The sequence below is a fragment of the Thermonema sp. genome (assembly GCF_026003375.1).
Lineage (GTDB): Bacteria > Bacteroidota > Bacteroidia > Cytophagales > Thermonemataceae > Thermonema > Thermonema rossianum.
On record NZ_BPHD01000001.1, the window covers coordinates 724355 to 737415 of the forward strand.

Below are 13061 nucleotides of genomic sequence, written 5' to 3' on the forward strand. Positions count from 1 at the left end.
GACTTGTTCCATGGCTCCAAAAAAGCATTTAATTCTCTTTTTTTGCTTCATTCATCTGTTAGTGGGCATCCAATCCGGACTCTTTGCACAGGTTTCTGCCGAGCAAGGCATAGCCTTTTACCAACGGGGGCAGTATCCGCAGGCGCTTCACTGCTGGAATCAGCTGCTTAAGCAAGCACCACACGACTCGCTTTATGCCTGGCGCGCGCGCACATACTTGGACATGCACCTGTTGCAAGCCGCACAACAAGACATCACCGAAGCCCTGCGTTTAGCGCCACAAGAAGCCCGCTACCATGCACTTCTGGGCGACATACAACTGGCTGCCAGGCAATGGCAACAAGCAGCACGCAGCTATGAACAAGCCCTTATTCTTTCGCCCCGCCGTACTGACCGGATAGCCCGCCGGGCTTATGCGCTTTATATGAGCGGCGAACGGGAAAGGGCTTACCAACAACTACGCGAAGCTGCCGCCATCGATAGCCTTTCATTGTGGGTCCGGCGCATCCATGCCCGCATTGCCTTGCAAGAAGGCAGCTATGAGCGTGCCATAGCGCTCTATAATCATTGTATCGAGCAAAGCGAAACGCTTTTCTTCCATGACTTGATAGAAAGGGGCATTGCTTACCGCTCTTTGGGGCGGTACTACCAGGCACTGGAAGACTTCCGCTTGGCAGCAGCCTTACGCCCTTCTTCGCCCCTGCCCTTTTACCAACAAGCGCTTTGTTACTATCAAAGCGGCAAATATGGGGCAGCCCTTCAGCAGGTCGAATACTGCCTGCAACACACCCCCTCTTTCACGGAAGGGCTTCTGCTGCGTGCCGCCATCGCCCGCAAGATGCAACAAAACCGGTCTGTGGAAAACGCTTACCGGCAACTGCTCGCCGAGTCGCCCCATCAGCTGAGTGCCTATGCCGGACTGGCAGAGTATTATCTCTCTACTCATCAGGTGGAACGTGCCGACAGTCTGCTGCAGGCGGCTCTTGCATTATCACGCGACCATTTGCCGGTTTTGGCTTTGCAATACGTAGTGCAGCGGAAAAAGCAAGCTACTGCCCAAGCACAGATGTTGCAGGCATACTACCTACAGCTATGCCGTACAGGCAGCGACTACTATTATCTTGCCAAAGCTTGCTTCGACTTTCTGCCCACAGAAGCTTGGAGTCCGCAAGGGCTGCAATGGGCACAAATGGCAGCCGAGCAGCAAGACACCTATGCCCATAACCTGCTGTGGGCACAAATGCTTTACAAGGCGGGGCATCCGCTTCGTGCCTATTCCATTTGCATGAAAGCCATTGATTTAGCCCGGAAAGAACATCACCCCGGCGAGGAAGCACGCCAATTGAAGCAAACCCTCGACGCACTGGGCTTGGACGACAGCCCGCCGGTCGTGGAGCTGGTATCACCGCAAGCCGGCTTCCAAGGGCGCCTTCCTGTGAGTGCTTCCACTTTCACCATCATAGGGCGTATTGCGGATGAAAGCGGCGTCAAGAAACTCCATATCAATGGCATTCCTTTGGTGCTGAACGAAAGAGATGAGTTTCGTTATACGCATAGCATGCGCGCAGCGCATGACACCCTGCATATCGAAGTGTGTGATATTCATGACAACTGCCAAACCCAAACTTTTATTCTGGATGCTGCCCCCTTGCTAAGCCAAGCAGCGCCGGCCGTTCCCAAGCGACGTCAATATGCACTTATCTTTGCCACCAACCAATATGAGCATTGGAGCGACTTGGTCAACCCTGTTGCCGATGCCCAAACCATCGCCCGCACTCTGCATACCCTTTATGGCTTCGAAACCGATTTGGTGATTAACCCAAGTAAAGAGCAGGTATTACTCAAAATCAAAGAGTATCTGTTGAAAAAATATCAGGCAGAAGATGAGCTGTTCATCTTTTTTGCAGGACACGGGCAATACGATGAGCTTTTTGGAGAAGGTTATTTGGTTACTGCCGACTCACGCGCCGACGACGAAACCAAGTCCAGTTATTTGTCTTATTCAAGCCTGCGCACCTATATCAATAACATTCCTTGCCGGCATATACTCTTGATGATGGATGTTTGCTTTGGTGGCACCTTTGACCCGGCCATTGCCAAAACTACCCAAAAAAGAGGCACGCATGAGCCCGGTGTGGAAGAAAGAGAAAACTTTATCAGTCAAAAACTATCGGTCGTAACACGCAAATACATCACCTCCGGCGGCAAGGAGTATGTCTCTGACGGAATGCCCGGCAAGCACTCTCCTTTTGTACGGCGCTTTTTGGAAGCTCTACGCAGCATGGGCGGCGAGGACCGCATATTGACCATAGCCGAATTGATGACCTATTTGGAGGTCATCAGTCCGCAGCCGCGCTTAGGTGAGTTTGGTGACAATGAACCGGGTAGCGACTTTTTATTTATCATTCCCCTACAAAGCAATAAATGATGTGGAAAGCATGGTTTAGCAAATACCGAAAATTAGGCATTACCACACAGCTCAACTTTGATCTGGCGCAGCGTGTGGAGCTGCTCAACTTGGGAGTGCTGTTTCTTATGGCAATGAACTTGATGAATGCCATTTTCTTTACCACATTGCTCGACACGCCGGAAATATACAACTACTTTTTTGCCACTTTCATCATGTATTGGGCTTTCCCACTGCTCAACTACTGGCAGATGCATCGTCTTGCCCGTTTTGTATTCGTTGTGTTCATCAATTTGAATATATTGCTCTTCGTTTACCTGTTTGGTACTGATACCCTTTTCCAATACTATTACACCACCGCCATTGTTGTAGCGGTTCTTCTCTTTACCAAAGAAGAGTTGGGGCTACGCCTACTTGCTTTGTCCATGCCTTTTGCATGTATTACCTACCTGTACAGCGTTCCCTTCACAGTGCAATTTCCCCTGCCGGAAAATGCTATTGATACCATGCGTCTCAACACCCTTGTAAGTCTTGCACTTATCAATTTGTTTGTCGTATGGGTATCGGACTGGCAGCTGCGCCGCAACAGCCATATACTTGACAAGCTCACCAAGCAAAGTGAAGCACAAAAAGAGCTGCTGCGCAAGAGGGAAGAAATACTGCGGAAAGAGAGAGAGAAAATCACCTTGCACCAGCAAAACCTTGAAAACATCATTCACCAACGCACCAAAGCCCTTATTGAAAAACAAGAAGAATTGCAAAGCTTGCTGAAAGATTATCAGCGAAAAATCATTGAGCTGGAGGAAATAAAAGAAAAGCTCAGCAAAGCACAACAGGAGGAGTTAAAGTTTGTTCAAACCGTTACCTACAGCGCCGACTGCATCATTCTATCCGATATAGAAGGCGCAGTGATTTATACCAACCCTGCCGGACAAGAACTACTACAGCTAAAAGCCGGCGAAGCAATCAACATACGGCAGCTGCTCGAAGCCAATAGCCGGGAAATATTTGAGGAGGTATTTCCGGTACTATACAAACAAAAATACTGGCGCGGTGAGCTTACCCTCATGGAATACGGCACCGGGGTGCCGGTTATCTGCGATGCCCTGCTTTTTCTGGTTCAAGACAAAAGCAAGGAGCATACCATCTGCTTGGCCGGTATCTTCCGGGACATCAGGGAGCAAAAAGCAGCCCAACAACAAATGCAGCGTATGCAGTTACAACTGGCCGAAAAAGAAAAGATGGCTTCGCTTGGCTTACTTACTGCAGGCATTGCCCATGAGCTTAAGAACCCGATTAACTTTATTTTGGGAAGCGCAGCCCCTTTCCGGCGTTATGTAAGTTATTTACAAACCATTATGCAGAGTGTCATACAGGTAGTAGAAAAACCCAACGAAAAAAACATAGAGGAGTTGCGCACCTTGGTAAAAAAAGCAGAAGGGGATGCAATCCTGCACGACATCAAGGACTTAGCCGAAGCCATAGAGGAAGGGGCACGCCGGGTCAACAGCATTATTTCAGATTTACTGAGTTTTGCCCGTACGGAAGACAGCATGCAAAACTGCGACCTCAATGAATTGATAGAACAAAGTTTGCGCTTCCTGCGCTCAGAGATGAGCACCCGCAATATTCAACTGGATTGGAAAAGGAATGAACAACTGCCTGCTATCGAAGCATTTCCTGCCCGCCTGCAGCAAGTTATCATTAACTTATGTACCAACGCCATTCATGCCATGCCGCACGGAGGCAAGTTGCGTATTCGCACTTGGCATATGAAAGAAAATGAAGTTATGATTACGGTGGAAGACACCGGAACCGGCATCCCCGAGCATGTACGCCGTCATATTTTCGAGCCTTTTTATACCACTAAAAAAACCGGCGAAGGAACCGGCTTGGGGCTGTTTATCGTGTATGGTATCATTCAACAGCATCAAGGCAATATCACGGTGGAGAGTGCAGAAGGCAAGGGCACTGTTTTCACGATTCAGCTTCCGGTCCGGCATACAAAGGAAGACGAATAGAAACACGGGTCCCCTCGCCTTCTTCGCTTTCTATGTCCATTTTTCCGTTCATTCGCTTTACAAACTCATGGCACAAGGCCAAGCCCAAGCCTGTGCCGCGTTCGCCCTTCGTACCGGGGCGGCTTATGCTTTTACCCTCCATGATTTGTGTAATCATCCAGGAAGGCATGCCCACACCCGAATCTTCCACCAATATATGGCAGTGGCCGTTCCCTTGATAAAGAGCAGTCAAAGCCACCTTGCCTCCTTCCGGCGTAAATTTCAGGGCATTGTACAACAGGTTGCGCAATACAAAGTTGAGCATCTCCCGGTTGGCTATTACCTTGATTCCCCCTGCCGGTTGTACTTGCAAATCTATCTGTTTCTCTATGGCCGTTTGACGCACCAAAGCGCCATTTTCATCAAACAAATCTTGCAAGTCCACGGGGTTCAAAGAGTAGTCGACTTCTTGTAGTTGCAACTTGGCCCATTGAATTAAGTTATTGAGCAGTTGCTGTATGTTTTGCAGATGGGTGTGGATATCCTGCGCCGTATGCACCAACTCTTCTACGGTAAACCCTTTTTCACCGTAATTGATGAATATTTGCAAGAAGTTGGAAAGCGTATGCAAAGGCGCACGCAAATCATGCGAAATAATGGAAAACAAGCGGTTTTGCAAGGCAGTCAGGCGCTCCAATTCGCGGTTGCGCTGCGACAGCTCCCGCGTGCGTGCCTCTATCCGTTCTTCCAGTTGGGCATTGGCCTCTTGCAACTCACGAACCAGCTGTTCGTTTTTGCGCAACAGGCGAAAATGTTCAAGGGCTTTATCTATTTTAAGGCGCAAATCGACCTCATTCCATGGTTTGGTAACGAAGGCATACACATGCCCTTCATTGATAGCCTGCATCAAGGCTTCTTTGTCCCCGTAAGCTGTCAGCATCATGGTAACGACCTGCGGGTAGTTCTCTGCCACCCGTTTGAGCAGCTCGATGCCATCCATATCCGGCATGCGGCGGTCGGTAATAAGCACCGCTACCGGCTGAGTGGCAAGCACCTTCAATGCTTCTTCTCCGCTTTGAGCCGTTACAATATGGTAAGATGGCTTGAAAGCATGATAAAATGCTTTTAAATTATAGCGTTCGTCATCTACATATAATATGGTGTGGTGGTCATGCATTGCAACAAGAGCTTACGGTGCTGTAATATACGAAGTTATAAGTATAAAAGTCAATATTCTTGGTCAGTAGCGTATAGCCTGCCCGTTTTGCTTGCGCAACAGGCCTCCTTCGTAGGCTACTTCCCCATTGACTACCACCAGTTCAATCCCCTTAGAAAAGCGGTTGGGGTTCGACACAGTGGCCATTCCTTCTATGGTTTCAGGGTCAAAAACGGTAATATCAGCTATTCGTCCATTTTCTATGGCGGCACGCGGCTGCAAAAGCGAAGGCGCCAACGAAGCCGGCAAAGTGGTCATTTTCGTTAGTATTTTTTCCAAAGGCAAACCTATGCTCAAAGCATGGCGTATGGCGGTAGCAAAACAGCCGGCACCTCTTGGGTGCGAGTTGGCCCGTGGTTCCCTTTCTATTCCCCCATCAGAACCTATCATACAAAAGTCGGTTTGCAGGGCCAAGTCCACTGTTTTATGCAGCGGCATGGTTCCTTCGGGCACAGCCACCAATACGCCGGGGGTCCGCCGCAGCTGTTCAAAGCGGGCAGGCGTCAGCCGCTCACCTGTTCCTACCACCACCAGGTCGCTGTAGTCCAGACCATAATAAGAGCGCCAACCGGGGTCAAAACGCTTAGAGTGCAAATAAGTAGCCCAATAACTATAAGGATACACACAAGTAGTAATACGCAGCCCCCGGGCGCGCGCTTGCGCAATCAGCTCCAAAGCCTCTGCCATATGGTAAGTGCCCCCTGTTGAGTGCAGGTGGGCAATATGCAGGTGTACGCCGGCATCGGCAGCCAATCGAATGGCTTCCTTTACGCCCTCCAGCTCTTTTTCAGGCGAAGAGTAGCGCAAATGCAATACAAAAGGGCGCTCATAACGATGTGCCAAACGGGCATACGCCAGCACTTCATCGTAAGGGGTGGGCTGATACTCCAAGCTGTGCGATACCCCCAAAGCCCCGGCCTCCAAAGCCCGTTCTACTGCTTTTAAACGCGCCGCCACCGTAGAATATTTGTAGCGTATACTCATGACTTTGGTCGATACGCCATAATTCACATAGTGGGGCTTCCGGCCAAAATAATCATAAAAAGCGGCGGGGTCACCACTACCCCCATGCATTTGCAAGACGGTGGTTAAGCCGTCGGTTACTTTATATTTCTCAAAAATATGATACGTACGCTCCGGATTGGAAGAGTTGTCGCCCAGTATGTCAATAAAACCGGCACTTACCACCTTACCATGCACTTCGTAGAGTGCTTCGGAAGGCAGGGCTACGTCCGATACGACCAAGCGGTTGTTTTGGTCTATCCCTACAAAAAGATTTTTAAAGCTCCCGTTATAAAATACCTTGCCCCCCACGATGCCTATTTTCAAAGCGCGGGAGCGCACCCTCACAAAAGAAGGTAAGAGCATAGAAGCCGTGCCCGCTGTAATCAATCGAAGCGCCTCTCGTCGATTCATGGAAACAGTGTTTTCAAAAAATCAGGTATATCGATAATAAAAATATACTTTTTTGCTGAATCCACAAGAAGAGCAGGCAGGCAAAACGGCATAGTGCAAGCAAAGACACAGCTTTTCAGGGAGTTAAAAACGTAAAATATTTTGTATTTTTGTTCTGATGAAAACAGTACGGCAAATATTGGCATCGCGACGATTACGGCGCACGGCAGCGCGCGAGCAGGTGCTCTTGTGTTTTTTGTCCAGTGACTTTGCTCTGTCGCAGCACGACTTGGAAGAAGCTTTGCCTTCTTTCGACCGGGTTACCCTTTACCGTACGCTCAAAACCTTTACCGAGGAGGGTATTGTGCATAAGATACCGGACGACAGCGGCATTCCGCGCTATGCGCTGTGCCAGCAGCTGCGAACCCGCGATGCCTCATCACCACCATCACGTGCATTTCAAATGCATCGCGCTGCGAGCACACCGAGTGCTTCGACCGCTTGTACATGTGCCCAATATTTCCCTGCCCGAGGGCTATCCAGCGGCAGGAGAAGTCAGTTTACCTGCTGGTGCAGGGCGTGTGCCCGCGGTGCAGCGGTCATTCAAACAGCAAGTAATGCAATATTTCTTCTAACTTGTTCTCCCAAAGAAAGCACTGCCGCACCCGTTCTATGGCAGCTATCCCCATCATATGACGGCGGGCCGGGCTCCGGAGCATACGCACAGCCTCTGCAAGCTGTTCTACCTCGCCCATAGGTACTATGAAACCGGTTTTTCCGTGCTCCACTATCTCGCCGGTACTGCCCGCATCATAAGCAATTACCGGACGCCCCTGCGCCATGGCTTCCACCAATACAAAACCAAACCCTTCCCAACGCGCCGTATGCACAAGCACATCTATTTCTTGCATAAAGAGCACCGGTTGGGTCACAAAGCCATGCAAAAAAACCTTTTGCTGAAGGTGTTTCTGCCGGATGAGACGCTCAAGCTCAGGACGTTCCGCCCCATCGCCTGCAATATGCACTTCAACCTCCATACCGTCCTGTATCAAATATTCTGCAAGCTCCAAGAGGTCTTTGTGCCCTTTCTCCGGTGACAAGCGGCCTACACTTCCTATTTTTAAAGGTGGTTGTTCACGGTAGGTGGGGCTCTGCCACAGCCGGGCTTTGGGCACTCCGTTATGAATCACCTTTACGGGCAAGCCGGCCACACAGCTGCTTTCCTCTTGAAGCAAACGGGCCGTCCAATAAGAGTTGGTGAGCAAGTGCGTGATATATTTCTTCAACAACCATTTGTTGGGCAAAGAGTCCCGCACAGGCAGGGCACTTCCACGCCGTAAGATACGCCGCCTCACCCCCGCTTTATATGCCGCTGCCCCCAGCACTTTGGCTTCGGTTGGTGTGTTGAACAGTATGCACTCTATATGGTGCGACTCAAAAAAAGTGCGCCACTTTTTCTGCTTGGAAGGGTTCAGCAAATCAGCCAAGGATACACTGCATGGCACCGTTCCCACATTGGCCTCTCTTAGCCGGGCGCTTAAGCGGCCTTCCGGATGCGTCATTACCCAAACAGCTATACGCGGGTCTTTTTGCAAAGCTACCGCCACTTCATAAAACCAATGCTCACCACCGCCCCAATTTTCTTCGGTATTGACCAGTACAATATTTTTCATGAGCATGCAGTTTCTACCCGCCCGCGGGCGGGCTCACCCAATGATCGTTTCACCGGCAAATTAGCAATTATCTGCCAAGACTTATGTATTTTTGAGCCAAAAAGATGAAGCAGGCTGTCAGCGCAGTAGTGATTACCTACAACGAAGCCGATGTAATTGAGCGCTGTTTGCAGAGCATTCAATGGTGCGACGAAATAGTAGTGGTTGATTCAGGCAGCACCGACGGAACGGTGGATATTTGCCGGAAAATGGGCGCCAAGGTAATACATCGTCCGTTCACCAATTTCGGCGAACAAAAGCGCTTCGCTGTTGCTCAAGCTACGCACTCATGGATACTTTCGCTCGATGCCGATGAGTATCTGTCTGCTACTTTGCAGGCAGAGATACAAAAAGAGTTGGTTACACCACGCCACCATGGCTACTACCTGCCACGCAGCCTGGTGTTTATGGGCAAAGAGATACGCTCAGAAAGACGCAAGCCTATCTTGCGCTTGTTTGACAAACGGCACGGCAATTTTGTAAACAAAGCCGTTCACGAATATGTGGAAGTAAGCGGAAGTACAGGTTATTTGCGGGGAATACTATGGCATGAAAGTTACCGCAACCTGGAAGACTACTTTACCAAGTTCAACCGCTATACGACCCTGATGGCACAGGGGATTGTAGAGAAAGGGAAAGTAAAACCGCCTGCCTATGCCCTCCTCCGCTTTGGTGTTGCTTTCATACAACAGTTTTTATTGAAAGGATGCTGGCTGAATGGCTCAGTAGGTGTCGTTTGGTCTCTCATGGCAGCCTACTACAATGCAGTAAAGTATTTAAAAGCTTATGAAATAAGCACTAAAAAGCAGTGAGCATTGTTTTTGTTCAAAACCGAGAAAAGCATGAAAGACAAAGCACATACCTATAAGCCCATAGCCTGTCATCTGCACGACCACATAGAGAGTAGCATTGTCAAAAGGCAGAGAGTGCACTTGACTTATGACGATCCTGATACAGGTAAAACAATTAGTTGCAATACTTTGCTCACCGACTGGTATGTAAAAGAGGGGGCAGAATATGTAGTCCTTGATAATCATAAGCATCTGCGGCTGGATTACCTGCGGGCATTTCATGTGATAGAGGATTGAAGCTTTTTCGCTATTTTAGCAGCCAAAAATGTCTTCTTCATCGTCTATCCTGTTTATTGAGTTTACGCCTTCGCACACTGAATGCCTGCATGCCGCCGTCGCTTATTTGAAACATCAATATCCCGGCTGCAAGCTTCACCTGGCAATACACCACGAAAGGTGTGCTGTTTTTGAGCAGATGCCTGAAGTCAGCGACGTGTTCCCCTGCCACACACAGGGCGAAAAGCTGCTGCCTAACCTACACATGTTTCAGGCATTGAAGCAATATATTAAAAACCAGGGCATTCAATACGTGTACTTCAACACGGCGCACGGCTCGCTGTGTCGTAACTTTAGCTATTTTTTATCAAGCACCGGTGTCCGGCAATATGGACTGTTGCATAATGGGGATAAGTTCTTGCGAAAAAGTGGCACCCAACGCATGATTAGCCGCAATATAAAGCGCTACTTTGCGCTGACAGATTACATTGCAGACACCGTGCGCCCGCACTGCCCGGTACCGGTAAGTAGTTACTATGCCACCTGCCTGCCTGCCTCCCTGCAACAACAGTTGCCTCATGTACAAAAACCTGCTCATGAACTATGGATTGCCATTCCGGGTAGCATAGAACTCAAACGCCGCTCCTATGATTCATTGATTCATTTACTCAACCGCCATGCGCTCCCTTCCCACATACGATTTTTGCTTTTGGGCAATGCCACCCACCCCAACAGCAACCTTTCACAACTGAAAGAAATGGCCAATTTTGCATTGGAGGACCACTTTCAGGTGTTTTACCGCTATTTACCTTCCGATGAATACTATGCCTACTTGCAAGCTTCCGATGTTATTCTGCCTTTAATACACCCCCACACCCTTTCTGCCCGCCAATATGCAAGCACCCAAATCAGCGGTTCATTCAATATGGCATGGACTTTCCGCAAGCCACTACTCATGCACAACATGTTTAAGCATATTGAAGACTTTCGGGATACCGCCTTTTTCTACGATGAACACAATTTAGTGGAAACACTTCGGCAACTCCCTGAGCTGCTGACTCACAAAGACAAGCTTTACACGCTCCCTAAATGGGTATTTGACTACCAAGCGCAACACTTTTGTGAAGCTCTTTTCCACGGCAGCTTTTAGTCTGACAACCAAGAACGCCATGCCCCCAAACGCAAGGCATACCACAACAGCCAACACAGCAACGCCCATCGCAAATAAATAGCATAGTATTCTACCACTACTTTTTTTCGCTTTACTTTGATAGGCGCTTTTTCTTGCTTGTCAATTTCCCGGAATATTTGGTGTAGGGCCTGTTGGTCTTCGGCACGATAATACCGCCCCCCGGTTATACGTGCTATGGACTGCATCACAGCCGGCTCTACCGTATTGTTTACATACACTGCCTGTCCAAAGGCATCTTTACCCTTGAGTACCTGTCCTTCTTTGCCTATCAAGATGCTATAAATCTTTATCCCAAATTCTTTAGCAATCAGGGCAGCCGCTTCCGGTTCCAATGTCCCCGCCGTATTGTCGCCATCGCTCAGCACAAGCAGCACCCTGCTTTTGGTCTTTGACTCTTTAAGCCGGTTCACCCCTACTGCAATGGCAGTGCCCAAAGCGGTCCCGCGCTTTCGAATGGTAGCAAAGCTTATTTCATCGATACGCTGCACCAGCTGTTCATAGTCGGTAGTCAGAGGCGATAAGGTAAAAGCGTCGCCGGCAAACACCACCAAACCTATGGCATCGGTGTGGCGCCCACGGACAAAATCTTTGGCAAGCGCTTTCATAACGGCCAGGCGGTTGGGCGTAAAGTCTTTCAACTGCATGGAAGCCGATACATCCAAAGCCAGCACAATGCTGATGCCTTCTGTTGCCTGCTCTGTGAGCACTTGCTGCTTCTGCGGGCGTGCCAATGCCAGCAAAAAGAAAAAAGCAGCCGGCAAGATGCAAAAAGCACTCAATTTATGCATTAACCATAAAGCAGCAGCGGGCTTGTGCTCTTCCTTCCAATAGCTGTAGCCGGGCAACGGATAAACATACTTTTCTTTTCGCACGATGGCAGCCACCACCGCCAACACCAATGCCACTGCTGCAAGCCACCACCACCATGCATACAGGTGCTTCCATTCTACCTGCTGCATAAACTGCGGTGTCAACCAACGCCAGAGCTTCCACCAATCATCGGAATAAAGTAAATCGGACTGCCTTAACAGCATCTTTATCTTTTTTCAGTTTATCGATCATCAACTCATATTCTTGTGCTGCCAAGCGGTGTAAAGTCATCCATGCTTGCGGCAGTTCCGGCTCGAAGTGTCCGCCGTAAATAGCCTTATCCAGGCAGTTGAGCGCCTCCTTCAGGGCTTCGTTTTGCCAGAGTGCCGCCAGTTCTGCCGATGTCAGGCTTTTAAGCGCCTGCCCGCGCAGCAGCTCCATGAACTCCATCCACTGACGGCGCGCCTCTTCCATGGCGGTTAAATCAAGCGCGCGAATGGCGGCTTTCCCTTGCCCGAAAACACGTACTTCATAATCATGCCAGCGCCTGTCCCATTGGTAAAGTAACCATAATTTAAGAGCATAGCGCCGCAAAGGCACCAATAAGCGCCACAACAGCCACAAAGAAAGCAGCCCTCCCACAGCCCACCATAAGTACAATGGGCGGGCAGACAAAGCCGGCACAGGCACTTCCATTTTTAGCTCCAAAGTATCGGCTTGTGCATTGGATGGAAGCAGACTTTTGAAGTACAATATTTTAGCAGGGGGCAGAAATTGCAAAGTGTCGGGCAGTGCCAGCCCATAAACCGGAAATTGCAATTTCACTGAATCAAGACGTTCAAGCAAGGTCAGCTCATAGGTCACACTGTCTTTGACAAGCTCCCCCGCTGCCATCGAAGGCGCATAGTGTATGTTTAAAAGTGTCAAGGGGGCAGCAATGCGCCCCACACGCTGCGGAAAAAACAGCTGCATGGTGTCCGGATGGTGCACAACCAGCGAATAAAACAGTCGCTCGCCAATGCTTAATGAGTCGTTGCTTACGTAAGCGCTGAGCAACACCTTGTTGTTTTGTGCCTGCACCATGCACAAAGACAAGCTCAAAGCGGTCAATATATGAGCTATTCGCCACATTATATCTTTGTTTCACAGAAGCAAGGTAATGAAGCCCGTGCATCATTACAAGCACCCTCGAAAGTAAACAAGCGCCCCGTTTCTTTTATAGACAGGAAAAGACCTTTTTCCGGTTTTCACCTTCAATTTTT

General features: G+C 49.3%; 10 protein-coding genes. 5 read left to right on the forward strand and 5 right to left on the reverse strand.

Annotated features, from left to right (window positions below; all coding sequences use genetic code 11):
• The first annotated feature begins 10 nt into the window (after positions 1–10).
• On the forward strand, positions 11–2428 hold the full coding sequence (locus QVE43_RS03115) for a caspase family protein (RefSeq protein ID WP_288004235.1): 2418 nt from the start codon (positions 11–13) through the stop codon (positions 2426–2428).
• A complete protein-coding gene (locus QVE43_RS03120) occupies positions 2425–4428 on the forward strand; it encodes a sensor histidine kinase (protein ID WP_288004236.1) in 2004 nt (667 codons plus the stop codon). The genes QVE43_RS03115 and QVE43_RS03120 overlap by 4 nt, the downstream gene beginning before the upstream one ends.
• Here QVE43_RS03120 and QVE43_RS03125 read toward each other — a convergent pair.
• The 3 genes from QVE43_RS03125 to QVE43_RS03135 all read right to left on the reverse strand — a co-directional run bounded on the left by QVE43_RS03125 (position 4385) and on the right by QVE43_RS03135 (position 8691).
• A complete protein-coding gene (locus tag QVE43_RS03125; protein WP_038029133.1) occupies positions 4385–5584 on the reverse strand; it encodes a hybrid sensor histidine kinase/response regulator in 1200 nt (399 codons plus the stop codon). The two genes, QVE43_RS03120 and QVE43_RS03125, sit on opposite strands and share 44 nt — an antisense overlap.
• 63 nt (positions 5585–5647) lie before the next feature.
• Entirely contained in the window at positions 5648–7039 is a 1392-nt protein-coding gene (locus QVE43_RS03130; protein WP_288004237.1) for an amidohydrolase family protein, read from the reverse strand.
• 578 nt (positions 7040–7617) lie between these two features.
• Positions 7618–8691: a glycosyltransferase gene (locus QVE43_RS03135; RefSeq protein ID WP_288004238.1), complete on the reverse strand. Its 1074-nt coding sequence runs from the start codon at positions 8689–8691 to the stop codon at positions 7618–7620.
• Positions 8692–8795: 104 nt separating this feature from the next.
• Here QVE43_RS03135 and QVE43_RS03140 point away from each other — a divergent pair, with 104 nt between their 5' ends.
• The 3 genes from QVE43_RS03140 to QVE43_RS03150 are packed head-to-tail and all read left to right on the forward strand — an operon-like array spanning position 8796 to position 10947.
• Positions 8796–9542, forward strand: a complete 747-nt coding sequence (locus QVE43_RS03140; RefSeq protein ID WP_288004239.1) for a glycosyltransferase family 2 protein — start codon at positions 8796–8798, stop codon at positions 9540–9542.
• 30 nt (positions 9543–9572) lie between these two features.
• The gene (locus QVE43_RS03145; RefSeq protein WP_288004240.1) at positions 9573–9818 is read left to right on the forward strand and encodes a hypothetical protein; all 246 of its coding nucleotides are present in this window, start codon (positions 9573–9575) and stop codon (positions 9816–9818) included.
• Positions 9819–9846: 28 nt separating this feature from the next.
• Positions 9847–10947, forward strand: coding sequence for a hypothetical protein (locus QVE43_RS03150; protein WP_288004241.1), 1101 nt, complete (start codon positions 9847–9849; stop codon positions 10945–10947).
• Here the strand turns inward: QVE43_RS03150 and QVE43_RS03155 are convergent.
• Both QVE43_RS03155 and QVE43_RS03160 read right to left on the reverse strand, forming a co-directional pair.
• Positions 10944–12023: a VWA domain-containing protein gene (locus tag QVE43_RS03155; protein WP_288004242.1), complete on the reverse strand. Its 1080-nt coding sequence runs from the start codon at positions 12021–12023 to the stop codon at positions 10944–10946. The two genes, QVE43_RS03150 and QVE43_RS03155, sit on opposite strands and share 4 nt — an antisense overlap.
• On the reverse strand, positions 11986–12930 hold the full coding sequence (locus QVE43_RS03160) for a hypothetical protein (protein ID WP_288004243.1): 945 nt from the start codon (positions 12928–12930) through the stop codon (positions 11986–11988). The genes QVE43_RS03155 and QVE43_RS03160 overlap by 38 nt, the downstream gene beginning before the upstream one ends.
• Between the last annotated feature and the right edge of the window lie 131 nt (positions 12931–13061).

Bases quoted from the DNA above. Each gene is read 5' to 3' on its own strand.
- QVE43_RS03125 (WP_038029133.1), bottom strand. From the start codon at position 5,584: ATGCATGACCACCACACCATATTATATGTAGATGACGAACGCTATAAT.
- QVE43_RS03145 (WP_288004240.1), top strand. From the start codon at position 9,573: ATGAAAGACAAAGCACATACCTATAAGCCCATAGCCTGTCATCTGCAC.
- QVE43_RS03135 (WP_288004238.1), bottom strand. From the start codon at position 8,691: ATGAAAAATATTGTACTGGTCAATACCGAAGAAAATTGGGGCGGTGGT.
- QVE43_RS03140 (WP_288004239.1), top strand. From the start codon at position 8,796: ATGAAGCAGGCTGTCAGCGCAGTAGTGATTACCTACAACGAAGCCGAT.
- QVE43_RS03130 (WP_288004237.1), bottom strand. From the start codon at position 7,039: ATGAATCGACGAGAGGCGCTTCGATTGATTACAGCGGGCACGGCTTCT.
- QVE43_RS03150 (WP_288004241.1), top strand. From the start codon at position 9,847: ATGTCTTCTTCATCGTCTATCCTGTTTATTGAGTTTACGCCTTCGCAC.
- QVE43_RS03160 (WP_288004243.1), bottom strand. From the start codon at position 12,930: ATGTGGCGAATAGCTCATATATTGACCGCTTTGAGCTTGTCTTTGTGC.
- QVE43_RS03115 (WP_288004235.1), top strand. From the start codon at position 11: ATGGCTCCAAAAAAGCATTTAATTCTCTTTTTTTGCTTCATTCATCTG.
- QVE43_RS03120 (WP_288004236.1), top strand. From the start codon at position 2,425: ATGATGTGGAAAGCATGGTTTAGCAAATACCGAAAATTAGGCATTACC.
- QVE43_RS03155 (WP_288004242.1), bottom strand. From the start codon at position 12,023: ATGCTGTTAAGGCAGTCCGATTTACTTTATTCCGATGATTGGTGGAAG.